Origin of the sequence: Humidesulfovibrio mexicanus (assembly GCF_900188225.1) — a bacterium.
Lineage (GTDB): Bacteria > Desulfobacterota > Desulfovibrionia > Desulfovibrionales > Desulfovibrionaceae > Humidesulfovibrio > Humidesulfovibrio mexicanus.
Genome location: NZ_FZOC01000002.1, coordinates 161248 through 183938 on the forward strand (window position 1 = coordinate 161248; position 22691 = coordinate 183938).

A 22691-nucleotide genomic window follows, 5' to 3' on the forward strand; every position below is an offset into this window, starting at 1 on the left:
GATGTGCTCCGGCGGCCCGTTTGTTTTAGACGCCGACAGCCTGGCGGTAGCGCACCAGGTCGGCCACGGCCAGCACGGGCAGGCCGTGCTCCTCGGCGAAGAGGGTGATCTCGGGCAGCCGCGCCATGCCTCCATCGCGGTTGGTGAGTTCGCAAAGCACGCCCGCGGGGTCCAGTCCGGCAAGACGCATGAGGTCCACCGTGGCCTCGGTGTGGCCTTGGCGCTCCAGCACGCCGCCGGGTTTGGCGCGCAGGGGGAACACATGGCCGGGCCGGTGCAGGTCGTGGGGCCGCGCTTCGGGGGCCACGGCCGCGCGCACTGTGGTCACGCGGTCCGCGGCCGAGACGCCTGTGGTCACCCCCTGGGCCGCCTCTATGGTGACGGTGAAGGCGGTTTTGTTGCGGCTGGTGTTGTGCGCCACCATGGGCGGCAGCTCAAGGGCGTCCGCCTTTTCGTCGGTGAGGCACAGGCAGACGATGCCGCTGCATTCGCGGATGAGCAGGGCCATCTGCTCGCGGGTCACGGTCTGCGCGGGGAAGATGAGATCGCCTTCGTTCTCGCGGTCTTCGTCATCCACCACCAGCATGCCGCCCCCGGCGCGCAGGTGCTCCAGCGCGCGGTCGATGCGGGTTTCCGGGGTTCCAAAACGGTCAAGCAGGGACTGATTCATGGTGTGCCTCCTTGGGAAGGGCAGGGGGACCAGAATCAGGGCGTAGGGACAGACACCCCCCGCGCAGTCACGGCGCCGGCCAGGGCCGGGGCGCGCCACGCGAAAGGCTCGCCGGGGAGCACGCGCTCCCGGCGGGCAGACTGCCTCATTCTCTTCCATCCGGACTGTCACCGTCGGCTCCGGCCTCTCACCGGAATCTGCTGACCCCGCTCCCCGATGGAGCGGGCGCTCGCGGGCTGCCTGAATCGCTTCAGGATACCGCCGGTGGGGAATTGCACCCCGCCCTGAGAACAAGCGCCTGGAATCTACTCCGGGCGGGCGGACGCGTCAACGCCGGTCTGTGGGCTGCCCTCGCGGATTGCGTGCAGTGCGGTCATGATGATTGCAAGGTCCGGCCGGGTGTTGATGTCGAAGCTCCTGGCGAAGCGCACACGGCCCGTCTTGTCGATGATGACGATGGCCCGCTCGGCGGTTCCATCGCCGCGCAGCGCCCCGTAAAGCTTGGCCACCCTGCCGTGGGGCCAGAAATCCGAAAGCACCGGGAACCACAGGCCGCGCATTTCCGTTGCCCAGGCGAAGAGCGAGGGCAGGTTGTCGGTGCTGATGCCCAGCACCTGGCATTCATATTCTTCGAAAAGGCTTTGGGCCAGGTTGTAGCCGGGCCACTGGTCCGAGCATACCGGGGTGAAGGCCGCTGGCACGAAGGAGAGCATGACGTTTTTGCTGCCCCGGTAGTCTGAAAGGCGCACCAGGCGCCTGTTCCCTTGCCCGCTCAGCACGCCCGGCAGGGCGAAGTCCGGGGCCATGTCGCCGGGACGCACGGCCAGAACGCTGTCCACCGGCTTGAGCGGGCCGGGATCGAAAATCGTGTGCTTCTGCTCCGGCCCCTGGGCCAGGGCCGCAACGGAGGCGAACACTGCGAGAAACAGGGCGGAGAGGACGACGGCTGGCGATCGCATGGCTGGGGCTCCTGGGCGCTTGGGCTGGCTACTTCTGGGCGGCCGCGCGCAGCACCTGTTCAACAAACGCGTCTTCATCCTTCAGCGGGCCTTCATGGTACAGCAGCACTTTGAGGCCCTTGCCGCCTGGGAGGGGGCGCAGCACAAAGAACGCGGGGGTTCCCACGGACATGAAGGCCTTGTGCAGCACGTAGTCCGGGTCGGGCACCAGAGGGAAGGGCGTGCGGTACTTCTTGCGGAACACCTCGATCTCGAAGGGCGAGTTGCCCGCGCCCAGCGCCACGAAGCCGATTTCCCGGCCCAGGGGCGAGGCGGCCAGACGCTCGTGAACGCGGTTCACGGCCGGGGCAACGGTTTGGCAGATGGGGCAGTACATGCTGTACACCTCCACCAGCAGGGTGCGGGCCTTGATCTGCGAGAGGCGCAGCGGCTTGTCCGGGGAAAGACCCAGGGCGGCGGCGTCGGGCGGGGCAAGCCTGGCCGTGCTCTCCTCATCGGGCAGGATGTCGCCGGTGCGCGGCTTTGCCGCCAGGGCGGGCAGGGCCGACAGGGCCAGCAGCAAAGCCAGCAGCAGGGCGGAGATGCGAGAGGCGGTCGGTGTGTCCATGGTCATGCTCCTTGGGGCTCTGCGTGTCGTGGCCTTTGGGCGATCTGTCGCTTCCGTCGGGGGACGCTGGCCCACCGATTCAAGGGGACGCGCCAGGCGTGATGGGGCGGCGTTCCCGTCCGATGGGGGAGGACTGCCCAAGCCTCGGTGCTAGGTGGTGTGTGTTTCGTTTTTTTGTCTCGCGTCCTGCTGGCCGCAGGCGGTCTTGGTATCCAGGGGGGGCGGCCCGGCCGGACCGCCCGTCCGTGCCGCCCCCTATCTAGAGGTGCGTAAACGCCTGTCGGATTACCCCAGAACGCGTTTCACCGGCTTCAGCAGTCCGGCGAAAAGCTCCTGGCGGGTGTAGCCGCGCGGGGCGGCCGCGCCCGCATCGGCCATGAGGGTGGGGGAGTACAGGGTCGGGTCGTCCGCCGTGAGGAAGATGACGCGAACGCTGTCGGCGTCCACCAACTGGGCCTTGGGATGCTTTTTCTTGGCCTCGGCGAGACGTTTTTCGGCCAACTTGAGCATGTCGTCGCGGTCGCCGAAGTTCATGGTGCCAGTGGGGCAGGCCGTGACGCAGGCCGGGAGCTTGCCCGCTTTCACCCGGTCGTTGCACATGTCGCACTTGGCGATGACCTTGGACTTCTTGTCTTGCCTGGGCACGTTGTACGGGCAAATGCCCCGCACGGTCTCGAAGTCTTCCTTGGCTGTCTTGGCCGTGTAGATCACCGCGCCCGTGGCCTCGTCCACGACGATGGCCTCGGGGTCGTTGACTGCGGTCTGGCAGGGCGCGTCGAGGCAGTGGCGGCACTGGTCCGGCGTGAAGAACCACTTCATCTGGCCGTCCACTTCCTTTTCGCTGAAGCGCACCACGCGCAGGGTGTTGAAGGCGAAGTCCGGCGGGTTCTGGTGGCTGCCGCTGTTCCTGGTCTTTTCGCCAGGCAGTTTTTTCCACTGCTTGCAGGCGATCTGGCAGCCGCGGCAGGCCGTGCACTTGGTCAGGTCCACCAGGAAGCTTTTTCCATTGCTCATGTCATGCCTCCTTTACGCCTTCCGGACGTTGACCATGAAGGCCTTCGACTCGGGGATGCCGGTGTTGGGGTCGCCCACGGAGGGGACCAGCAGGTTGGCCGCGTCGCCGCCGCTGCCGTCCTTTGGCCAGCGCCAGCCGTAGTGCCAGGGAATGCCCACCTCATGGACGGTCTGGCCCTGCACGGTGAAGGGCTTGAAGCGCTTGGTGACGATGGCGATGGCCCAGAGCTTGCCGCGGCCGTTTTCCAGGATGACCTTTTCGCCGTTCTTGATGCCGCGGAGTTCCGCGAGCTCTTCGCTCATCTCGCAGAACATCTGGGGTTCGGCCTCAAGCAGCCAGGCCTGCGGGCGGGTCTGCAAGCCCGTCTGCCAGTGCTCGGTGACGCGGTAGGTGGTGCACACGAAGGGGTAGCGGGGATCGCAGACGTTGTGCTTTTCCCCTGCGAACTTCAATGCCGTGGGGTTGTGCAGCTCCTTGGAGAAGGGGTGCGCGGACACCGGGCATTCGAGCGGTTCGTAGTATTCGGGGAAGGGGCCGTCGTTCAGGCCCGGACCGTAGAGCGCGGCCATGCCGTGCTGCTGCATGATGAACGGATGCACGGCGCCTGGGTTGCCTCCGCCGTCCACCACGTCGATGTCCCATTTCTTGGCCTCGGCGTTCCAGGCCAGCACGGCCTTGTGCGGGGCGTAGGGCTTGCCGCTCTTGTCCACGCTGGCCCGGTTGTAGATGACGCGGCGGTTCACCGGCCAGGCCCACGACCAGTTGGGATAGAGGCCCACATTGGCCTGGGCCGGGGTCTGTTCCTTGGAACGCCTGGCCGCGCGGTTGCCCTTGGCCGGGTCGGCGTCCACGTACGATCCGCAGTAGATCCAGTTGCCGGAGCAGGTGCTGCCGTCGTCCTTGAGGGCGAGGAAGCTCTGCACCTGGCTGCCCTTCTTGTACACCTTCACGGAGCCGTCGGGCAGCTTCTCCTCAACGTCCTTGAGGTAGTAGCCGTTGATGAGCCGGGCCGTCTTGTGGGCGTTGAACTCATGTCCGTCGCCCATGTCCTCCCAGTTCAGGCCCAGAATCGGCTCGGGGAAGGCGCCGCCATCCTTCTTGTACAGCTCACGCAGCTTGTGGGCCAACTCGTAGATGATCTCGCCGTCCGGGCGGGAGTCGCCCAGGGGTTTGGGGCCCTGGTAGCGCCACTGCATCCAGCGGCCGGAGTTGGAGATGGAGCCTTCCTTTTCCACGGAGACCGAGCAGGGCAGCATGAACACCTCGGTCTTGATCTTCTTGGGGTCCATGCCCGGCCCCATCCAGAAGCTCCCGGTCTCGTTGTCGTAGATGTTGACGTTGACCATCCAGTCGAGCTTGGTCATGGCCTCGCGCGTCTTGTTGGAGTTGGCTCCGGACACGGCGGGGTTCATGCCCCAGGCGAGGAAGCCCTTGAATTTGCCCTGGAGCATCTCGTCGAACATGACCAGCCAGGAGGCGTTCTGTCCGACCTCGAGCTTGGGCAGCCAGCCATAGGCCTGGGCAGGCTCAATGTCCTTGTAGAAGCTCTTGAGCAGGCTGACGGCGTACTTGCCGTAGTTCTTCTTCCAGTTCACGCTCATGGGGTCGTTGGAGACCGGCTTGATGAGCTTGAGGTAGTCGTCCAGGCTGGGCTGGGCGGTGCTGGGCGTGGGCATGTAGCCGGGAATGATGTGGAAGAGCAGGGCCTGGTCGGTGGAGCCCTGCACGTTGGACTCGCCGCGCAGCGCGTTCACGCCGCCGCCGGCCACGCCCATGTTGCCGAGCAGCATCTGCACGATGCTCATGGCGCGGATGTTCTGCACGCCCACGGTGTGCTGGGTCCAGCCCATGGCGTACATGACCGTGCCGGACTTGTCCGGCCTGCCGGTGGAGGCGAAGGCGTCGAAGACCTCAAGCACCTTGTCCTTCGGCGTGCCGCACATCTCCACCACGCGGTCCACCGTGTAGCGGGCGTAGTGCTTCTTCAAGAGCTGGTACACGCAGCGCGGATTCTGAAGGGTGTTGTCGCGCTTGGGCGCTCCCTTCTCATCCATCTCGAACTTCCACTGGCCCTTGTCGTACTTGCGGGTCTCGGCGTTGTAGCCGCTGAACAGGCCGTCCTTGAAGTCGAAGCCGGTGCCTACGATAAAAGAGGCGTTGGTGTAGTTGACGACGTATTCCTTGAAGGCGAGGTCTTTCCCGAGGATGTAATTGATGAGGCCGCCCAGGAACGCGATGTCCGAGCCGGAGCGCAGGGGGGCGTAGATGTCGGCCTTGGTGCTGGTGCGCGTGAAGCGCGGGTCCACGTGGATGAGCTTTGCGCCCTTTTCCTGGGCGCGGATGACCCACTTGAAGGAAATGGGATGGTTTTCGGCAGCGTTGCTGCCCATTATGAGAATGCAGTCACTGTTCTTGAGGTCGATCCAGTGATTGGTCATCGCGCCGCGTCCGAACGACTCTGCCAGAGCCGCAACAGTGGCGCTGTGTCAGATACGGGCCTGATGTTCTATGTATGTCAGTCCCAGCGAGCGCAGGAAGGCTTGGTAGGCCCAGCACTCCTCGTTGTCCATTGCGGCGCTGCCCACGCTGGCGATGTTTTCGCAGCGGTTCACCACTTGGCCCTTGGCGTTTTTCTGGACAAAACCCGCGTCGCGGGTTGCCTTGATCTTTCGGGCGATGCGCTCAAGGGCCCAGTCCCAGGATTTCTCTTCCCACTTGGTGCCGTAGGGCTTGCGGTACATGACCTTGGTCAGGCGCGGATTCTTTTCGCCGGGGTTGCCCTCGGTGAGCTGGTAGATGCTTGCGCCCTTGGCGCACAGCGCGCCTTCGTTGATGGGATGGTCGGGGTCGCCCTCGATGTTGATGGCGCGTTTTGAGCCCGACAGGGCCGTGTTGACGATGAGGCCGCAGCCAACGGCGCAATAGCAGCACACCGTGGTGGTCTGCTTGCTCCATTCGGGCTTGAGCTGTGCGATGCGGTCGATTGCGGCCTTTTGGGCTCCGGCGGCCTTGGGCTTGGCCGCGTGGCCTATGCCTGCAAAGGCGCCGGTGAGGGCGGCCGCGGCGGAGAGGTGCAGGAATCCTCTGCGGGTAAGCGACATGGTGCCTCCTTGGGTTGGGGGTGGCGTCAGCTGCCGAGCGTTTCGCGGCACAGCCTCAACAGCAGGCCGTAGCCGGAAAGCGCGGGGGGCGCGTCGAAGTGCGGCTCCTGCACCTGCCCTTCCCCGTGGGGAATGGGCGAAAGTACAAGATCCGACACCTTGCGCCGGACCTCTGCCGCGTCCAGGCCGAGCCCGCAGAATGGCAGCGGACCGGCCGGACGGATGGTGGTTGTTGGAGGATGTGTGAACATGTGGACCTCCAGGTTATGGAGTCCACGCTATCCGCAAAAGGCGCGTTGGAGTCAAAACAGCGCAGGGTTACGCAAGTTTTGGCACAAGGCCGCAGAGCGCGGCGTGGAGCACGGGCGCGAGGTCCTGATCCCGCATGTTGTGCCGCAGGGCCAGTTCCTTGAGGTAGAGCGGGAAGCGTCGCCAGGAGAGCCCCTTGAACTGCCGGAGCCGGGGCTTTGCGTAGTCCCAGAAGGGGCAGCCGCCGGTTTCGGCGAAGATCTGCCCCGGATGACGCAGCAGGTAGTGGTAGGGCAGGTGCTCGTCGCCGCAGAGAATCAGCGCATCGTAGGTCTTGTAGCGGTCGGTGATGAGGATGCTGCCGTGGCGGGCCACGCGCAGATGAAAGTTGTGGTTGAAGTGCAGCACGCTTTCGGCGGAAAGCTCCGGCAGCAGGTCCACGAACACGTGCTGCGAACGGCTGAGCAGGCCGTACACCGGCAGCGAAGAGCAGGGCGGGGCGTTCTGCTCCTGGGCGGAGGCGGCCAAAAGCGGGGCCAGCACCCCGCCGGGCCGCAGAAATTGCTGCGCATCGGCCCCCTGGGCCAGCACGGCCAAACGCAACACCGTAAGCGCCTTGAAGGCCGTGTTGTAGGAGATGCCGACCTCCGTCGCGGCCTCGCGCGGGGAAAGCTCATTGGCGAAAGCCTGGGCCACGCGCATCCACTTCAGGGGAGACAGCCCGGTTTCGTTCAGCCAGCGGCCGGTGAAGTCGTGGAAGGTGTAGCGGCAGGAGCCGCACCGGAGCCGCCCGCCGGAAAGCTGGTAGGGCGCGTGCGCGTGGCAGCGCGGACAGATTTTTTCGCCGTCGGGCCAGCACAGGGCCACAAAGGCTGCGCGGGCATGCTCTTCCGTTTCGATAGGCGCGACCGGTGCGCTTTGGGATGAAGTCTGCTGCATGATTGGGGGGAACCTCTGTCCTGTCTGTACCATGGTCCGCTTCTGGTGCCAAGTCTTGAGGCGGTAAAAGGACACAACGCGGAGGCGCGCCCCTGCCAAAGTGAATAAACAGCATTGTCTTTGGGCATTTGTTGTTGATGCCCCCCTGCAAGTGGCGTAAATGGGCGGAGAGGGTCCGCGCGCCGGAGTGGCGCAGCGGAACGACGCGAGGAGAGTGCCGGGGTGGAGAAGCGCATACGGAATGCTTCGATGTGGCGGTTGCCGCACGCAAGGGGCCTGCTGCTGGCTGCCCTGTGTCTGCTGGCCGTGCTGGCGATTGTCGGCTGCGGCAGCCCCAGGGAGCAGGCCGAGGTGGAGGAATCCACCTTCGGCGTCACCAGCGACTCCGTCACCCTGGGCTCGTCGCTCGCGCTCTCCGGCCATGCCAGCTATTTGGGCACCCAAACCCTGCGCGGGGCCTTGTGCTACCTGAACCATGTGAACGAGGGCGGCGGCGTGCATGGCCGCAGAATCACGCTTCTCTCCTACGACGACTCCTATGACCCCCCGCGCTGCCTGGCCAATACCCAGCGGCTCATCGTGGAGGACAAGGTATTCGCCCTGTTCTGCTACGTGGGCACGCCCACAACGGTCAAAATTTTGCCGCTCTTGGAGGACGCGCGCATTCCGCTCCTGGGCATGTTCACCGGGGCCAACGCCCTGCGCGAGCCCTTCAACCGCTATCTCATCAACATTCGGGCCAGCTATTACCAGGAGACCGCCGCCGCCGTGCGCCACCTGGTCAAGGATCTCGGCCTCAAGCGCATCGCCGTGTTCTACCAGTACGACGCCTACGGCTTCGACGGGCTCACGGGAACCGAGCTGGCCCTGAAGGAGTACGGGCTGGAGCCCGTCGCCCGCGGCTCCTATGTGCGCGGCACCCTGGACGTGGAGGAGGGCCTCACCAAGATCCAGGACTCGCAGGCCGAGGCCGTGGTTATGATCGGCACCTACGACCCCTGCGCCCGTTTCATCCAGTTCGCCCACGAAGGCGGGTTCACCCCTATTTTCTATACCGTGTCCTTCGTGGGCGCGGAGGAACTGGCCCGGCGTCTGGACGAGAGCTTCGGGCCGGAGGCGCCCCGACCGCTGGTGGTCATGTCCCAGGTGGTTCCCCCCACGGAGGGCGCGGGGGCGCGCAAGTTCTCCGGCGGCGCGCAGGAGTATGTGGAGCTGTTGGCCCGCTACTATCCCGACGACAAGCCCAACTCCGTGGGGCTGGAAGGGTACTACAACGCCCGCATTCTGGTGGAGGGCCTGCGCCGCGCCGGGCGCGATCTCACTCGCGAGGGCTTCATCAAGTCCATCGAGTCCATTCACGACTACGATCTCGGTCCGGGCCAGGCCGTGAGCTTCAGCCCGGAGAACCACCAGGGCATGGAGCGCGTGTACTTCACGCAGCTCAAGGACGGCGGCTTCACGCTTGTGGAGTCCTGGCGCGATGTGCTGAACGAGTTCCGCCGCCCCAGGCGGGAGGGCGCGCCATGAGGCTGTGGCAGACCGCCATGTTTCGTTACGGGCGCTTGAGCCTCAAGAACAAGATCTTCGTCTCCATTCTGGGCGTGGTGCTCCTCATCAGCGTGGCCATCGCCTTCTTGGCGCGCTACATCCTGGTGTCGTCGCTCACCACCGAGCTTGAGATGCGCGGCAGCGCCATCGCCCATTCCATAGCCGAGCGCGGCAGCGGCTACGTGCTGGACAAGAACACCCCGCTCCTGCTCTCCCTGATCTTCGACGAGGCCCGGCTGCACGAGCGCAAGAAGCTCATCTCCTACATCTTCGTCACCGACCAGAACGACGAGGTGCTGGCCCATACCATGACCCGGGCCTTTCCCCAGGAACTGCGCCAGGCCAACGCCCTGCCGCCTACCGAAAGCCGCAGCGTGCGCCTTGTTTCCGTGGACCAGGAGGACATTCACGACATCGCCGTGCCCATCAGGGAAGGCCTGTACCGCATCGGCACCGTGCACGTGGGCCTGTCCAAAAGCCACATCGACAGCCTCATCGCCACTCTGCGCCTGACCTTCCTGGGCTTCATCTCGGCCATCATCCTCATCATTTTCTTCCTCTCGAACCGCATCACCCAGTACATCACCCACCCGCTGTCCAAGCTCACCCGCATCGCCGACGAGCTTTCCCGCGGTAATTTCGACATCACCATGGACCTGCAGGAGGAGGACGAGCACTGGAAGCCCATGGACTGCCCGGCCTATGAGAACACCGAGATGCCCTGCTGGCATTTCGACCAGTCCGCCCGGTCGGCCGCGGCGCACCGCACCTGTAAGAACTGCGTGTTCTACCGCAAGCGCGATGGCGACGAGGTGGCGCAGATGGGCGACAGCTTCCGCAACATGGTGTGGAGCATCAAGCTGTACCGCCGCCGCCTGCGCGAGAGCGAGGAGAAGTACCGTTCGCTCTTCGACTCCGGCCCGGACCCGGTGTTCGTGGTGGATTGCGAGGACTTCCGCATCGCCGACGCCAACCCGCGCGCGCTGGAGCTCTATGGTTACGACAAGGAGGAGCTCATCGGCATGAGCTACCTGGCCCTTGGGCCGGAGAACCGCAAGGATTGCCTGCTTTCCTACGAGGGCGGCGAGACGGACGACCCCGCCGGCGGAAGCGGCTGCCTGTACCACCCCAAGGTGCTGCACTACAAGAAGGGGATGCGCCCCTTCTACGTCAATGTGCACGCGTGTCCCATCTCCTATCGCGGCCGCCACGCCATCATCATCTCCGTCGCGGACATCACGGAGATGATCGAGAAGGACGCCCAGCTCATCCAGGCGGGAAAAATGAAGTCCCTGGGCGAAATGAGCGCGGGCATCGCCCACGAGCTGAACCAGCCGCTCAACGCCATCAAGATGGGCAGCGAATTCTTGGCCATTCTGGACGAAAGCGGCCAGACCGCCCCGCCCGAGGCCTTTCGCCAGGTGGTGCGCGAAATCAGCGGCCAGGTGGACCGCGCCGCGGAGATCATCAACACCCTGCGTTCCTTCGGCCGCAAGGCCGAGATGTTGAAAGAGCCCGTGGACGTGAACGCGCCGATCAAAAGCGTGCTCACCATTGTGCGCCGCCAGTTCGAGCTGGACAACATCCGCTTTCATCTGGAGCTGGCCGAGGGACTGCCCAAGGTGCTGGCCCACGACAACCGCTTGCAGCAGGTGTTTTTCAATCTGCTCACCAATGCCCGCGACGCCATCAACGAGGCCAGCAGCCCCTCGGACGAGGGGGCGCGGCGCTCCATCACCATCGCCACCCGGACCGAGGGCCAGAGTGTGGTGGTGGAAGTGCGCGACACCGGCATCGGCATGGCGGAGGACATGCGCGACAAGATTTTCGAGCCCTTCTTCACCACCAAGGAGACCGGGCAGGGCATGGGCCTGGGGTTGGCCATCACCTACGGCATCGTGCGCGACTACGGCGGGCAGATCAGAATCGACAGCGCGCCGGGCAAGGGCGCGGCCATAAACCTGCATTTTCCGCAGGCCGAATAGCATCGGGAGTACGGCATGGAGAAAAAGATCCTGGTCATCGACGACGAGCAGCCCACGCTCAACATGTTTCGGCTGCTTCTGGCCGCCTACGGGTACGAGACCCTTACCGCCGCCAACGGGGCCGAGGGCGTGGAGACCTTCGGACGGGAAAAACCGGGCATCGTGCTCACGGACATCAAAATGCCCGTCATGGACGGCATCGAGGTGTTGCGGCGCATCAAGGACATCGACCCCTTCGCCGAGGTCATCGTCATCACCGGGCACGGCGATATGGACCTGGCCATTCGCGCGCTCAATCTCGACGCCACGGATTTCATCAACAAGCCGGTGCAGCGGCAGGCCTTGAGCGAGGCCCTCTCCCGGGCCGAGGAGCGCATCGCCCTGGCCAAAAGCCAGGCTGTGGAGCTGGCGGTGGAGGAGGAGGACGACGCGGCGGTGCTGCGCATCCAGGGCAGCGTCACCGCGCGCAGCGAGCCCCTGCTCGACCGCGCCATGGCCCGCGCGAGAGAGTGCGGCAAACCGCGCATCGTGCTGCGCTTTTCGGAGAACGCCTCCACCAACGGCGCGGGGCTGTCGCTGTTGACGCGCATCCTCATGGAGTGCCGAGAGCGCGGCGAGAGCGTGTGCATCGAGGGGCTTTCCGAGAACTTCCGCAAGGTCTTCGAGATGGTGGGCATCTCACGGCTTGTGGAGCATTGCGTGGGCAAGCAGCAGTAGGCCGTTCAGACCCCGTATACGCCGCTATCCGTTGGCCGCGTGCTCTCCCTCATGGGGAGCCGCGGCCTTCTGCTTTTTCAGCAGGCGTGAAAGCAGGATGAGGGCGGCGATGTGCGGGGGCAGGAACACCGTGGCCGGGCCTGCGCTTGCCCACAAATAGGGCATGGCCACGCCTTCGAAGCGCCAGTACAGCCAAGCCAGGGTCAGCATTCCCGGCCACAGCAGCGCTGCGCCGCGCCCCGCCGCCAGGGCCATGGAGTCGTTGTAGGCCTCCTGGGCCAAATGGTTCTGGGCCATGTAGGCCGCTTTGTCGCCAGCCTTGGCGGCCTGGGCGGAAAGCTCGGCCCGGCGCGCGGTCTCGCCATCGACCCGTTCGCGCTTGGAGCGCTGGGAGCGGGCCACCAGCGCCTTGCAGCCAAGGCCCAGGGCGGCGCTGGCAAGGGCGAGGAAGATGGTGCCGAAATAGAAGGCCGCCTTGGCATGGGGCAGCAGACGATAGGGGGCGATGAGCAGAGCATCGACGGCTTCGAACGGGGTCATGAGGATTCCTAGCACAGGGGCCGGAAAAGGAAAAGGGCCGGACCCCTTGCGGAGTCCGGCCCGATGGAGTCGGGTGCTGCCTAGACGCCCGGAATCTTGAATCCGGTGAAGCCGGCCAGGGTGTAGCCCGCGCCGATGTACACGGACAACACGATGAAGATGCGCTTCATCCACTTGTCGGACAGGTACTTGGAGGTCATGGGGCCGATGAAGGAGCCCACGGCGATGCCGATGAGCTCGGTGCCGATGAAGCCCCACTCGATGGGAGTGCCCTTGCTGATGAGGGTGATGATGCTGGTGATCATGCTGACCAGCACGGCCAGGGCGCTGGTGCCGGCGGCCAGGTACATGGGCAGCTGGGTGACGCTGGTGAGGAAGGGCACCAGCAGGAAGCCGCCGCCAACGCCCAGGAAGGCCGCAATGGCGGAGATGACCGCGCCGCCGATGAAGGGGATCAGCGGGTTGAACTGCAGGGGCACGCCGTAGAAGGTGAACTCGCAGGTGCTGGCGGTGAACTTCTTGATCTTCAGGCCGATGTCGCAGCCTTCCAGGCTCTCGCCGCACTTCTGCTTCTTGACCGCGTCCTCGAAGGCCTTGGCCGCGAGCTTGGCGGTCTTCTGCTTGCTCTTGGCGCCCTCGGTGGTCTGGTAGAACAGCCAGCAGCCCAGGAAGAGCACGAACAGACCAAAGTAGCCCTGGTAGGACTTGAAGTCGAGCTTGCCGGCGGACAGGGCGGCGGCGAGGTACGCGCCGATGAGGGAGCCCAGGCCCAGGCTGATGGCGAGCGGCAGCACCAGGCGGCCCATGCGCATGTAGTTGAAGGAGCTGATGGCCGCCGAGGTGCCCACCAGGAACTGGTTGGAGGCCTTGATGGAGTCGGTGATGATCTTGCCGAGGTCCGGGGCGGTCTTCTTGAAGGCGCCGGCATACGCGCCGAAGCCGAACACGCTCATGTGGCCCACGCCGGCCATGACGCCGCCAAAGGCGCCCACGGTGGAGAAGATCCAGCCGACCCACACGGCCCAGGCGAAGGCCAGGATGGGATTGACGCTGGGCGCGCCAGGAATGCCCAGGAAGCCCGCGGGCTTGCTCTCGTCGACCACGCCACTTTTCTTGGCTATGTCCAAGGCTTCCTCAAGGGTGACCTTCTTCTTGACGGCGCCAGCGGCGGGCTTGGCGGCCTCAGCGGCGGCCGGGGCTGCCGCGTCAGCGGGCTTGACGGCCTCGGCCGCAGCCGGGGCGGGTGCTGCCGCGGGAGCGGCCTGCTGTGCAACTGCGACGCCAAGCCACAGGCTCAGGGCCAGGGTGGCGAGTGCCAGGGCGATTACGGGGCGCTTTTTCATGTGAACTCTGCTCCTCTTTAGGTATGTTACTCGTATTCCAAGACCGTTGCGCCGCACACGCACGGCCAGAATCCCTATCGCTGCGGACGGATGAAGGTAAGGGCCTTGGCCGTGCATCCGGTGACGCAGGCCGGATCAAGTCCCTGATCCACGCGGTCCTTGCAGTAGTCGCACTTTTTGACCTTATCAAGGCCTTCAACATACACGGGCACGCTCCAGGGGCAGGCGTCGATGCAGCGCTTGCAGCCGATGCACGCGTCCTCGTCCAGCCAGACAAGGCCGTCCTCGGGGCGCTTGGTCAACGCTCCGGCGGGGCAGGCCTTGACGCAGAACGGGTCGTCGCACTGCATGCAGTTCTGGTAGACAAATTCGATCCTGGGACGTCCCTCAGACCCGATGAAGGGACCGAGGGTCTTGATGGTGTTCAGCGAAACCCCAGGGGGCAGCTGGTTTTTTATGTTGCAGTGCACAAGGCAGGACTTGCAGCCGATGCACCGGTTCGGATTCAGCGCGATTCTGTACAGGCTCATATTGTTGCCCTTTTTTTTGAAAGGTGTCTGTGAAAAGAATTCCGGAGCGCCTGGCTGTTACGGCCCCCATCCCCTACGTACACCCCGGTGAGGTATCACAACCCGGTATTTCAACCACGGTGACAGCCGCGTTGTCAAGACGGGGAATGCTCGTTCTTTTTTTCTCATGCAAAAAATCGAAATCATATCTGTTCGCAGGGTATATGCTTGTCTGAAAAACCTTGCCATGCCTCGAATACCGCGATAATGGCTCTGGCGCATCTCCCCGTTTTGAGGTAGAGGGGGGTATGCGTCACGTTTTGATTTGCTCGGGAGGGCGTCATGGCTCGTGAAATTGTGTACAGCGTTTGTGGAATGTGCAGCGTCCGTTGTCCCATCGCCGTTAATGTCGAAGACGGCAAGGTGCTCTCGGTTTTCGGCAATCCCCACGCGGCCGGGCTCAAGGGCGCGTTGTGCGCCCGCGGCGCTGCTGGGCCTGCGCTGCTGAACGACGACGAGCGCCCGCAGACCCCGCTCATCCGCGTTGGCGAGCGTGGCGAGGGCAAGTGGCGCACGGCGACCTGGGACGAGGCGTTCGATTACGTAGCGGAAAAACTTTCCGCCATTCGCGCCGAGCACGGACCCGAAGCACTGCTCTTCTCCGACCGCGGCGGTCCGTTCCCGGACCTGCACAAGGCGTTCATGCGCGGATTCGGCTCGCCGAACTACTGCAACCACGATTCCGCCTGCGCCCGCAACGTGCAGCACGCCGCGCTGTCCGTCTTCGGGTTCGGCCGCAAGGATCTCGTCTACGACCTCAAAAACGCGCGCCACGTGGTGCTGCAGAGCAGAAACCTGCTCGAAGCCATCAACGTGAAGGAGGTCAACGACCTCATGGACGCGCGCGACGCGGGCTGCAAGCTCACGGTCATCGACGTGCGCGCCAACATCCCCGCGTCCAAGGCCGACCACTTCTTCATGGTCCGGCCCGGCACGGACTACTGCTTCAACCTTGGCGTGCTGCACCTCATCATCAACCAGAAGCTCTACAATCGGAAGTTCGTGAAGGAGTGGGTGGACGGCTTCGACATCCTGAAGGAGTTCGTGCAGCCCTTCACGCCCGAATATGTCGAGCGCGAGACCGGCGTCAGCGCCATCGCCCTTGAGAACTTCGTGCATGATTTCGCCAAGGCCGCGCCCCACGTCATCTGGCATCCGGGCTGGATGACCGCCCGCTACAACGATTCCTTCTACATGAGCCGCACGGCCTATCTCATCAACGCCCTCATGGGGGCCATCGGCTCCAAGGGCGGTCTGCCCCTGTCATGCAAGGTCGGCGACGTGGGCCGCAAGGGCCTCAAGCCGCTGACCGAGCTCTTCCCCAAGCCGGAGAAGCCGCGCGCCGATGGCGTGGGCTGGGCCGAGGGCCGCACCCACTTCGACGCCGGTCCGGGGCTTGTGCATCTGGCCTATGAAGCCATCGAGTCCGGCAAGCCGTATCCCATCCGCGCGTACATCGCGCATCGGCACGACCCGCTCATGGCCTTCCCCGACCAAAAGGCCGTGAAGAAGCTGTGGGAGAAGCTCGATCTGCTGGTGTCCGTCACCTTCTCCTGGTCCGACACGGCCTGGAACGCAGACGTTGTGCTGCCCATGAGCACCTTCCTGGAGCGGGAGAGCATCATCGCCAGCAAGGGCGGCCTGAAGCCGCAGTTCTTCATGCGCAAGCGCGCTGTGGCGCCCCGTTTCGACACCAAGGCCGACTGGGAGATCTATGCCGGGCTCGCCAAGCGCCTGGGCATGGAGCCCCTGGCCGTGGACCGCATTGAGCAGCTTTGGGAGCGCCAGCTTGAAGGCACGGGCGTGAGCATCGCCGACTTCGACGCCAAGGGCTTTGTGGAGCTGGCCGACAAGCCAACCATCAAGCCTGTGGCCTTCAAGACCCCTTCGGGCAAGGTCGAGGTGGTGAACGCCAAGCTGGAGAAGGACGGCCTCAAGTCCCTGCCGCCCTACGTCTCCCCGGCGAAGCCCCCCAAGGACGCCTTCCGCATCTCCTTTGGCCGTTGCGGCCTGCACACCCAGGGGCACACGGTGAACAATCCGCTCCTCTTCGAGCTGATGCCGGAGAACGTGCTGTGGATCAACAAGACCAAGGCCAAGGCCATGGGCATAGAACACATGGACATGGTGGAGGTGGCCTCCGTGGCTCCGGGCGGCACGCCGGGAACCCTGCGCGCCTACGTCACGGAGTTCGTGCATCCGGAATGCGTGTTCACCATCCACGGTTTTGGCCACACCCTGCCGGTGGAAAGCCGGGCCAAGGGCCGCGGCGTTTCTGACAACGAGCTGATGCCCGGCGGGTTTGCGCGTTGGGACCGGGCCGGCGGAGCGGTTTCCATGCAGGAGAACTACGTCACCGTGCGCAAGGTCTAGGCGCGCAGCTGGCGAAAGCGGAAAACAAACCGCCGCTCCGGAACCATCCGGGGCGGCGGTTTTTTTGTGGGAACAGGCGGGCGCTAGGCCTTGCCCATGTCGGCCATGATCTCGCGCAGCTGGTCGGCCAGGCGCTTGAGCTCCTCCACGTCGCGGGCGGCCTCGTCCATGCCGGCGGAGGTGGACAGGGCGATGTCGTTGATCTCGGCCACGGCGTTGTCCACCTGCGCGCTGGCGTTGGCCTGCAGCTCCACGGCCGTGGCGATGCCGCGCACGCGAAGGGTGGTGTCGTTGACCATGCCCACGATCTCGCGCAGGGCGTCTCCGGAGAGCGCCGCCAATTCCGTCGTCAGCTCGATGGACCGCGCCGAGTCCTCCACCTGGGCCACGTTGGCGCGTGTGCCCTGCTGGATGCTGCCGATGGCGTCGCCCACCTCCTTGGTGGCGTCCATGGTCTTTTCCGCCAGTTTGCGCACCTCGTCGGCCACCACGGCGAAGCCGCGTCCCGCGTCGCCCGCGCGCGCGGCCTCGATGGCGGCGTTCAGCGCCAGCAGGTTCGTCTGGTCGGCGATGTCGCGGATGACGTTCATCACTTGACCGATGGCCTCGGCCTGCCTGCCCAAGGCCCCCATGTTTTCCTTGAGGGTCAGGGACTGTGTGCGGACCTCCTCAACCGAGGCCACGACCTTGCGCACCACGTCCGCACCCTCCGTGGCCTTGCCGCCCGCGCCCTCCGCGCCCTGGGCGGCTATGCCCGCGCTCTCGGCCGCGCCGTGAATGGACTCGTTCATGTCGGCCATGGCCTGGGTTGTGGCCCCGGCGCGGTCGCGTTGCTGGGCCGCGCCGTCCTCGGCCTGGCGGATCTGGTCGCTCAGGCGGCGCGCGCAGTCCACCAGCGAGCGCACCACGTCTTCCGCCTTCCGGGCGGCGGTGGTGACGATCTCGTTCTGGGCCATGATGCGGGCTTCCTGGGCGCGCAGTTCGGTGAGGTCGGTGTACAGGCACATGGCGCCCATGGGCGCGCCGGTGATGTCGTTGAAGAGCGGCGAGGCGGCGATGAGGATGCGCCGTGTGCCTCCCTTGCGGCCGGTAAGGTCCACCTCGCGGGTGATGGTGCTGTTTTCGGCCATGGCCTGGCCCAGCACGGTCTGCCTGCTGGCGTCTCCGTAGAAGAAGTGCGCCACGTTCTGGCCCACGAAATCCTCCGGCGCGCCATCGTGCTCCAGAATGGTCAACAGGGTTTGATTGGTCTGGACCATTTCGCTCTTCTCGTTCACCACGACATAGGGCGTGGCGATGCCCTTGAGCACCCCGCGCGTGAAGCCGAGGGACTGCTGGGCCGTTGCGGCCATGGCTTTCAAGGCTTCGGCCACTTCCCGGAGTTCGCCGCCGAATTCGCCCGCGAGGCGTTCGTCGAAGCGTCCTTGGGATTGGCGCGTGGCGAAATCCCGGATGTTCCCCAGGGGCGTGAGGACCATCCGGCCGCCCAGGTAGAGCAGACAGGCCATGGACGCCATAAGGACCAGGCCCAGCAGCAGCACATTGCGGAATATGCCCGCATCCATGGTTTTGTAGTCTTCGTAGGCGGTCTTGGACTTTTTGGCCTGGTCGGCTATGGCGGTCTGGACCACTTCCTTCACTGCGCGCCACAGCTTGGTTTCGCGCGTGTTCAGCAGTTCCGTGGCCTCTTGGGCCTTGCCCGCCTTGGCCAGGGCCATCACCTCGGTCTTGAGGGCGTGGGACTGGTCCCACAGGGCGGGCAGGGCGGAAAGCTTGGTCGCCATGTCGCCGGTGGAACGCTTTTGCGCGGCCTCCAGGGCCTTGCGGAACTTGACGTCGGCCGCATTGTGGTTCTCTTCGGCTTTCGTGTCGCCGGGGTTCAGCACCACGTTGCGGGTGGCCTGCTCGGTCTGCAGCCCCTGGGCGTACATCTCCTGCAGGTTGAGCAGCAGGGCCTCTTCGACGTTGATGATATGCTCGAAAGTGGCGGCGGTGCGCTTGGACTGGAGCGAGAAGAGCAGCAGGCTGGAGGCGAAACCGGCGAGGGTCACCGCTCCAAGGAGCAGCAGCAGGGTCTTGATGGTCAGTCGCTTCATGTGGATTCTCCCGAAAAGACGTGGAGCAGGGCGCAGAGCGCCCCACGATAAGGGATAACCCGCATGTAGCGTTCAAAACACGGAAAGGCAACCGCGAGGCGCGACCGCCGCGATCAAAACACCACGGCCTCGAACCAGAAGAGCTGCGTGGAGGCGTTGCGCCAGGCCGTGGCGGGCAGCCCGGCCTTGCGGCAGGTCTGGGCCAGGAACTGCTCGCGATCCCAGCCCCATTCCACGGGCACCTGCGGCAAGAGCAGGCCCTGGCGCTGGCCTTGACGCACAATGAGCCCGTGGCGGCCCACCTCGACTTGCTCCGGGTTTGGGCAGGGCAGCACCGGGCCGAGGACAGAGACCTCGATCTCCAGGTCGGCCAGTTCGTCCGCGCCCAAGGGGGCGAAGCGAGGATCCTCGAAGGCGGCGGCGCGGGCCATGGTCCATACCGTGCGGTACAGCGGGCCCTGGCCCACGATGTTGCCGATGCAGCCGCGCAGCTGGCTTTGGCGTTTCAGCGTCACAAAGGCGCCCAGCTCGCGCCGGAGCAGTTCGGATTCCGGCGGAGCGGGGGGCTCGCCTTCCCGGCCGGAAAGCCGGGATGAGACGGACAGCAGGACGAGATCCTTCAGGAACTTCTTTTCCGCATCCGTTGGTGAGAGCGAGAAGCGTTCCATGTGGTTCCTCCTTGGCGTGGCGTCAATGAACGGGCAGGAACCCCGGCTCCAGGGCCGGGCTGGCGAGGTAGGGCAGGGTGGCGTCGCCGCAGGCGGCTGGGGCCGCGTCCGCAACCAGCACGCGCCGTCCGTCGATGTGGAGGCGACCGGCCGCGAGCCAGGCCAGCGCCTGGGGGTAGATGCAGTGCTCAAGCGTGAGGATGCGTGCGGCAAGGGCATCCGCGCCTTCGCCGGGCAGAACGGGCACGGCCGCCTGAATGATGACCGGGCCGTGGTCCATGATCTCGTCCACGAAGTGCACGCTGCACCCGGCCAGGCGCACCCCGTAGTGTTCGGCGTCGGCCGCGCCGTGGGTGCCGGGGAAGCTGGGCAAAAGCGCCGGGTGGATGTTGACCACCGCTCCCGGAAAGGCGTGCAGGAACCCCGGCGTCAGCATCCGCATGAATCCTGCCAGGACCACGGCGCCCGCGCCAGCACGCACGCCGTGCTCGCCGATGACCCGGACCATCTCGGCGTCAAAGGCCTCCCGGCTGCCGAAATCCGTGTGGGGGCGGCTCCAGGTGGCGATGCCGCGCGCGCGCGCGCGCTCCAGTCCATAGGCGTCCGGCTTGTTGGAAACCACGAGGCGCACCTCGGCGTCTAGTGAACCGGCGTCGATTTTGTCCAGAATGGATTGCAGGTTCGAACCGCCGCCGGAAACCAGCACGGCAAGGGGCATGGGCATGGGAAGCACTCCGTTGTTCCGAATTGGCCGATGTCCTGGGAGCAGGTTCGGCTGGGGCCTTCCTACCCTGTTTCCAGCCGGATGGGAACCGGGCCGCGCATCTTGTCAATGGAAGCGTTCGCGCATATCATGTCTAATTCCGGTACGGGGGCGCAGTGCCTCCCTGCCCAACCAGCATGAGGTTTGTTGATGTCTTGTCGTTCCTTTTTTCGTGGCTGCGGCCTGCCTGTTGTTTCCCTGCTTTTTGCCCTGCTGCTGCCCTCCCTGGCGCTTGCCGCCCTGCCGCAACCTGTGGAGCAGAACATGGGCGCGTTGCTGGACCTGTCCCAGAAAAAGGGCGGCGCGATCAATCCCAACGATTACAACGCGCTGCTTGATTACGTGATGCAGCTTACCGGCGACGCCAGGGACATTGTTCCAGGCCGCCGCTGCGACGGCAACGGTACCGTGCTGCGCGTGACCATGAAGACCGGGCTTTCCCGGCTTATGCACTACTGCTACAATCCGGCCATTCCCAACTACCTGCTGTTCCCCAGCGTGTTGCGCCTGGGCGGCTGGTACGCGGGCAGCGACATTCTGACCAAGGAGCCCAGGCCCTGGACCCATGTGGGCAAGAACGAGGCTCCCCTGGCCTTGTGGGGGCAAGAGTACGAGGTCAACGCCCCGGATTCTTTCGGCGGCGGCTATTATCGTTACGATCTGAACCGCCTGCTCATTTTGACCAAGCATAACGGCAAGAACGTGCTCATCTCCATCAGCAAGCAGAAGAACAAGTCCAGCGTGGGCAAGAAGGCCGTCATCCTGGACGAGGGCGAGTGGAGCTATTTCTACTCGGGCATCAACGGGCTCAACAAGGGCCTCATCGGCTGGGCCGACACCTACATGTACGATTCGGCCTCGGTGCAGGTCTTTGTGGAGGATTCTCCCGGCCAGACCACCTTCACCCTGTTCAAGTGGCTGCGCGCGGGCTGGTCCGGCCTCAACGTGGTCCAGAAGAGCCACATCAACGATGGCGCCACCCGCTACGCCAACGCCTTCAAGCGCATTGTGGAGAGCGACCGCCTGCCCGCGCCCGAGGAACTGGCCGCAAATGTCCGCGCCTTGTCCACCATGAGCGACGCCGAGCTCGACCACAAGATCAGCGCCTACGCCGTGGCCATCGAGAACATCTCCAGGACCACGCCGGCCATGAAAAAGAGCGAGTTCCAGAAGGTGGTGGAGAACGGCCGCTACGCCAGCATTCTGAACCGCGAGGAGCGCGTGGGCGCCATCCTGGTGGAGTATCTGAAGAGCCGCCTGGGCAAGCGCCCGCTGGTGGATTTCCCGGCCGCGCCCGTGGCCGCGAGCCGCAAGGGATAGCCCGGTCAAGACCAAGGAGCCAGCCCATGCAATTGTGCGAATCCGACGCCAAGTTCAAGTACTGCCCGTTGCTCAAAACGCGCGAGGACAAGCTCAAGTTCTGCCAGGGCTCCATGTGCATGTTCTGGCGCTGGGCCAATCCCGCCGTTACCGGCGCGGACGCGGAAGGTTTCTGCGGCGCGGCCGGTCCCGCCGTGCTTGCGGCCGCCTTCACCGCGGCGGACGACTCCCCCAAGCCCCCAATCGAGGATTAGCGCCAAGCCATGACCGTCGCCAAGCCTTCCTGCAAGCCCGGCCCCGTGGGCCAGGCCGGAACCGCGCGCCTGCTCGTCACCTGCGCGGACCGGCCGGGCGTTGTCGCCGCCGTGAGCGGTTTTCTGCACGCCCGCGGGGTGAACATCATCCACTCCGACCAGCATTCCACCGATCCCGAAGGCGGACGCTTCTTCATGCGTCAGGAGTTCTACCACGCGGGCTTGGAGCACTGCCTGGATGGACTCATGCGCGACTTCGGCCGCGAGGTGGCCTCGGAATTCAAGATGGATTGGCGCGTGGTGCCCTGCGTTCGCAAGAAGCGCATGGCCATCCTCGTTTCCAGGCTGGACCACGCGCTCATGGACTTGCTGTGGCGCGTGGACCGGGGCGAACTGCCCGCGGAGATTCCGCTGGTCATCAGCAACCACCCGGATCTGCGCCGCGCGGTGGAGTCCTTCGGCGTGGCCTTCCACCATGTGCACGTGCCGGAGGCCAAGGACATCTCGCGCGGGCGCGGCCTGGCCCTGCACGAGGAGCGCATGGTCCAACTGCTGGACGAAGCCCCCGGAGGCCCCGTGGATCTGCTGGTGCTGGCGCGCTACATGCGCATCCTGTCGCCCGCGCTGGTCAAGCGCTTTCCCCGGCGCATCATCAACATCCACCATTCCTTTCTGCCCGCCTTCGAGGGGGCGGACCCGTACCGCCGCGCGGCCGAGCGGGGGGTCAAGCTCATCGGCGCCACGGCGCACTATGTCACCGGCAGGCTGGACAAGGGCCCCATCATCGAGCAGGACGTGATCCGCGTGTCGCACCGGCACCGTGTCGACGAACTGAAGATCCTGGGCCGTGACATCGAGCGGCAGGTGCTGTCCCGCGCGGTGCGCTGGCATCTGGAGGATCGCGTGCTGGTGGACGGCAACAAGACCATCGTCTTCGCCTGATTTCTTCTTTATTTGAAATGAATACGGCCGGGG

20 protein-coding genes and 1 riboswitch are annotated in these 22691 nt (G+C 65.0%); of the genes, 7 read left to right on the plus strand and 13 right to left on the minus strand.

From position 1 onward, the window contains the following. Window positions 1–25: 25 nt before the first annotated feature. The 7 genes from ribB to CHB73_RS04535 all read right to left on the minus strand — a co-directional run bounded on the left by ribB (window position 26) and on the right by CHB73_RS04535 (window position 7540). The gene (ribB, locus tag CHB73_RS04505) at window positions 26–670 is read right to left on the minus strand and encodes a 3,4-dihydroxy-2-butanone-4-phosphate synthase (protein ID WP_089272548.1); all 645 of its coding nucleotides are present in this window, start codon (window positions 668–670) and stop codon (window positions 26–28) included. 143 nt (window positions 671–813) lie between these two features. After that, a riboswitch (FMN riboswitch) is annotated at window positions 814–966 on the minus strand. Between the two features lie 9 nt (window positions 967–975). Continuing rightward, window positions 976–1629, minus strand: coding sequence for a redoxin domain-containing protein (locus CHB73_RS04510; RefSeq protein ID WP_089272550.1), 654 nt, complete (start codon window positions 1627–1629; stop codon window positions 976–978). 28 nt (window positions 1630–1657) lie between these two features. Continuing rightward, complete coding sequence (locus tag CHB73_RS04515; protein ID WP_179216894.1) at window positions 1658–2236, minus strand: peroxiredoxin family protein; 579 nt, start codon at window positions 2234–2236, stop codon at window positions 1658–1660. A gap of 285 nt (window positions 2237–2521) precedes the next feature. Then, window positions 2522–3250, minus strand: coding sequence for a 4Fe-4S dicluster domain-containing protein (locus CHB73_RS04520; protein WP_089272554.1), 729 nt, complete (start codon window positions 3248–3250; stop codon window positions 2522–2524). A 12-nt stretch (window positions 3251–3262) separates the two neighbouring features. Further along, complete coding sequence (gene fdnG, locus CHB73_RS04525) at window positions 3263–6352, minus strand: formate dehydrogenase-N subunit alpha (RefSeq protein WP_089272556.1); 3090 nt, start codon at window positions 6350–6352, stop codon at window positions 3263–3265. A 26-nt stretch (window positions 6353–6378) separates the two neighbouring features. Further along, a complete protein-coding gene (locus CHB73_RS04530; protein ID WP_089272558.1) occupies window positions 6379–6603 on the minus strand; it encodes a hypothetical protein in 225 nt (74 codons plus the stop codon). Window positions 6604–6670: 67 nt separating this feature from the next. Continuing rightward, window positions 6671–7540: a transposase gene (locus CHB73_RS04535; RefSeq protein ID WP_179216895.1), complete on the minus strand. Its 870-nt coding sequence runs from the start codon at window positions 7538–7540 to the stop codon at window positions 6671–6673. A 258-nt stretch (window positions 7541–7798) separates the two neighbouring features. Here CHB73_RS04535 and CHB73_RS04540 point away from each other — a divergent pair, with 258 nt between their 5' ends. From CHB73_RS04540 to CHB73_RS04550, 3 genes are read left to right on the plus strand one after another with little or no spacing between them, the layout of a single operon-like run. Beyond that, window positions 7799–9067 (plus strand): ABC transporter substrate-binding protein, encoded by a 1269-nt coding sequence (locus CHB73_RS04540; RefSeq protein ID WP_327438367.1) that lies wholly within the window; start codon window positions 7799–7801, stop codon window positions 9065–9067. Further along, complete coding sequence (locus tag CHB73_RS04545; protein ID WP_235641514.1) at window positions 9064–11073, plus strand: ATP-binding protein; 2010 nt, start codon at window positions 9064–9066, stop codon at window positions 11071–11073. The genes CHB73_RS04540 and CHB73_RS04545 overlap by 4 nt, the downstream gene beginning before the upstream one ends. Window positions 11074–11088: 15 nt before the next feature. Further along, window positions 11089–11790, plus strand: a complete 702-nt coding sequence (locus CHB73_RS04550) for a response regulator (RefSeq protein WP_089272564.1) — start codon at window positions 11089–11091, stop codon at window positions 11788–11790. 24 nt (window positions 11791–11814) lie between these two features. Here CHB73_RS04550 and CHB73_RS04555 read toward each other — a convergent pair whose 3' ends face one another. From CHB73_RS04555 to CHB73_RS04565, 3 genes are all read right to left on the minus strand, one after another. Continuing rightward, window positions 11815–12330, minus strand: coding sequence for a hypothetical protein (locus tag CHB73_RS04555; RefSeq protein ID WP_089272566.1), 516 nt, complete (start codon window positions 12328–12330; stop codon window positions 11815–11817). Window positions 12331–12410: 80 nt separating this feature from the next. After that, a complete protein-coding gene (locus CHB73_RS04560) occupies window positions 12411–13673 on the minus strand; it encodes a sulfite exporter TauE/SafE family protein (protein WP_089272568.1) in 1263 nt (420 codons plus the stop codon). A 74-nt stretch (window positions 13674–13747) separates the two neighbouring features. Further along, complete coding sequence (locus tag CHB73_RS04565) at window positions 13748–14203, minus strand: 4Fe-4S dicluster domain-containing protein (protein ID WP_089272570.1); 456 nt, start codon at window positions 14201–14203, stop codon at window positions 13748–13750. Between the two features lie 321 nt (window positions 14204–14524). On the opposite strand from CHB73_RS04565, the gene CHB73_RS04570 reads away from it, so the two are divergent. Further along, window positions 14525–16615 carry a molybdopterin-dependent oxidoreductase gene (locus tag CHB73_RS04570; RefSeq protein WP_089272572.1) on the plus strand — a complete coding sequence of 697 codons (2091 nt, stop codon included), beginning with the start codon at window positions 14525–14527 and terminating at the stop codon, window positions 16613–16615. An 83-nt stretch (window positions 16616–16698) separates the two neighbouring features. Here the strand turns inward: CHB73_RS04570 and CHB73_RS17260 are convergent, their stop codons facing one another. The 3 genes from CHB73_RS17260 to purN all read right to left on the minus strand — a co-directional run bounded on the left by CHB73_RS17260 (window position 16699) and on the right by purN (window position 20103). Beyond that, the gene (locus CHB73_RS17260) at window positions 16699–18711 is read right to left on the minus strand and encodes a methyl-accepting chemotaxis protein (protein WP_089272574.1); all 2013 of its coding nucleotides are present in this window, start codon (window positions 18709–18711) and stop codon (window positions 16699–16701) included. A 113-nt stretch (window positions 18712–18824) separates the two neighbouring features. Continuing rightward, window positions 18825–19379: an AmmeMemoRadiSam system protein A gene (amrA, locus tag CHB73_RS04580; protein WP_089272576.1), complete on the minus strand. Its 555-nt coding sequence runs from the start codon at window positions 19377–19379 to the stop codon at window positions 18825–18827. A gap of 22 nt (window positions 19380–19401) precedes the next feature. After that, window positions 19402–20103: a phosphoribosylglycinamide formyltransferase gene (purN, locus tag CHB73_RS04585; protein ID WP_089272578.1), complete on the minus strand. Its 702-nt coding sequence runs from the start codon at window positions 20101–20103 to the stop codon at window positions 19402–19404. Between the two features lie 189 nt (window positions 20104–20292). Here purN and CHB73_RS04590 point away from each other — a divergent pair, with 189 nt between their 5' ends. From CHB73_RS04590 to purU, 3 genes are read left to right on the plus strand one after another with little or no spacing between them, the layout of a single operon-like run. Beyond that, window positions 20293–21462 carry a hypothetical protein gene (locus tag CHB73_RS04590; RefSeq protein WP_089272580.1) on the plus strand — a complete coding sequence of 390 codons (1170 nt, stop codon included), beginning with the start codon at window positions 20293–20295 and terminating at the stop codon, window positions 21460–21462. A 26-nt stretch (window positions 21463–21488) separates the two neighbouring features. Then, the gene (locus tag CHB73_RS04595) at window positions 21489–21716 is read left to right on the plus strand and encodes a hypothetical protein (RefSeq protein WP_089272582.1); all 228 of its coding nucleotides are present in this window, start codon (window positions 21489–21491) and stop codon (window positions 21714–21716) included. Between the two features lie 9 nt (window positions 21717–21725). Beyond that, window positions 21726–22658 (plus strand): formyltetrahydrofolate deformylase, encoded by a 933-nt coding sequence (gene purU, locus CHB73_RS04600; protein ID WP_089272584.1) that lies wholly within the window; start codon window positions 21726–21728, stop codon window positions 22656–22658. Window positions 22659–22691 lie beyond the last annotated feature (33 nt).

What these genes read in the sequence shown, in the direction of transcription:
- ribB (WP_089272548.1), bottom strand. Translation starts at nt 670, where the DNA reads ATGAATCAGTCCCTGCTTGACCGTTTTGGAACCCCGGAAACCCGCATC.
- CHB73_RS04510 (WP_089272550.1), bottom strand. Translation starts at nt 1,629, where the DNA reads ATGCGATCGCCAGCCGTCGTCCTCTCCGCCCTGTTTCTCGCAGTGTTC.
- CHB73_RS04515 (WP_179216894.1), bottom strand. Translation starts at nt 2,236, where the DNA reads ATGGACACACCGACCGCCTCTCGCATCTCCGCCCTGCTGCTGGCTTTG.
- CHB73_RS04520 (WP_089272554.1), bottom strand. Translation starts at nt 3,250, where the DNA reads ATGAGCAATGGAAAAAGCTTCCTGGTGGACCTGACCAAGTGCACGGCC.
- CHB73_RS04530 (WP_089272558.1), bottom strand. Translation starts at nt 6,603, where the DNA reads ATGTTCACACATCCTCCAACAACCACCATCCGTCCGGCCGGTCCGCTG.
- CHB73_RS04535 (WP_179216895.1), bottom strand. Translation starts at nt 7,540, where the DNA reads ATGCAGCAGACTTCATCCCAAAGCGCACCGGTCGCGCCTATCGAAACG.
- CHB73_RS04545 (WP_235641514.1), top strand. Translation starts at nt 9,064, where the DNA reads ATGAGGCTGTGGCAGACCGCCATGTTTCGTTACGGGCGCTTGAGCCTC.
- CHB73_RS04550 (WP_089272564.1), top strand. Translation starts at nt 11,089, where the DNA reads ATGGAGAAAAAGATCCTGGTCATCGACGACGAGCAGCCCACGCTCAAC.
- CHB73_RS04555 (WP_089272566.1), bottom strand. Translation starts at nt 12,330, where the DNA reads ATGACCCCGTTCGAAGCCGTCGATGCTCTGCTCATCGCCCCCTATCGT.
- CHB73_RS04560 (WP_089272568.1), bottom strand. Translation starts at nt 13,673, where the DNA reads ATGAAAAAGCGCCCCGTAATCGCCCTGGCACTCGCCACCCTGGCCCTG.
- CHB73_RS04565 (WP_089272570.1), bottom strand. Translation starts at nt 14,203, where the DNA reads ATGAGCCTGTACAGAATCGCGCTGAATCCGAACCGGTGCATCGGCTGC.
- CHB73_RS04570 (WP_089272572.1), top strand. Translation starts at nt 14,525, where the DNA reads ATGGCTCGTGAAATTGTGTACAGCGTTTGTGGAATGTGCAGCGTCCGT.
- CHB73_RS17260 (WP_089272574.1), bottom strand. Translation starts at nt 18,711, where the DNA reads ATGAAGCGACTGACCATCAAGACCCTGCTGCTGCTCCTTGGAGCGGTG.
- amrA (WP_089272576.1), bottom strand. Translation starts at nt 19,379, where the DNA reads ATGGAACGCTTCTCGCTCTCACCAACGGATGCGGAAAAGAAGTTCCTG.
- purN (WP_089272578.1), bottom strand. Translation starts at nt 20,103, where the DNA reads ATGCCCATGCCCCTTGCCGTGCTGGTTTCCGGCGGCGGTTCGAACCTG.
- CHB73_RS04590 (WP_089272580.1), top strand. Translation starts at nt 20,293, where the DNA reads ATGTCTTGTCGTTCCTTTTTTCGTGGCTGCGGCCTGCCTGTTGTTTCC.
- CHB73_RS04595 (WP_089272582.1), top strand. Translation starts at nt 21,489, where the DNA reads ATGCAATTGTGCGAATCCGACGCCAAGTTCAAGTACTGCCCGTTGCTC.
- purU (WP_089272584.1), top strand. Translation starts at nt 21,726, where the DNA reads ATGACCGTCGCCAAGCCTTCCTGCAAGCCCGGCCCCGTGGGCCAGGCC.